Genomic DNA, 458 nt, shown 5'->3' with positions numbered 1-458 from the left:
CTGCATAGCTCAGGCGGCGGTGGACCTGTCTTCGCTCGACGCCAGGCGGATAGCCCGCGATCTCGGCGCCCTGGCCGGGCGGCTCGAGGCCGAGGCGCCGACCCCGTCAATCCCGGCTCCAGCAGATCCAGATGCCGTCAGAGTCGAGCCCGATGGCACTACAGGATCGGCTGAGGAGGATCTGGCGGTTGCCGGAGCCGTGGCCGCGCCGATAGGGTCGCCGGCGCTGGCCGTGCTCGAAGCCGCGTTGACGCGGATGGAGCATTCGGAGACCGAGATCGCCGACCGAGTCCGGCCGCAGGATCTGCGCGCGCTCGCCTCCGCTTTCGCCGAGCGCCGCAACCTCGACGGCCACGCTGCGCTCACCCCCGCCCTGGTCCGCCGCGCGCGCGGGATGCTGCGCCAGGCCCAGGCACACTGGCACCGACTGCACGGTCTCGCCACCCGCCTGTCCGAGG

Annotated in this window: 1 protein-coding gene; it reads left to right on the top strand. The window is 72.7% G+C overall.

Annotation, left to right across the window (positions count from 1 at the left end):
• Positions 1–458: hypothetical protein (locus tag C1631_RS25520; RefSeq protein WP_228441530.1), on the top strand; the 458-nt coding region annotated here is incomplete at both ends.

The organism is Chryseobacterium phosphatilyticum, assembly GCF_002899825.2.
Classification (GTDB): domain Bacteria; phylum Bacteroidota; class Bacteroidia; order Flavobacteriales; family Weeksellaceae; genus Chryseobacterium; species Chryseobacterium phosphatilyticum.
This window is presented reverse-complemented; position numbering and strand designations above follow the sequence as displayed.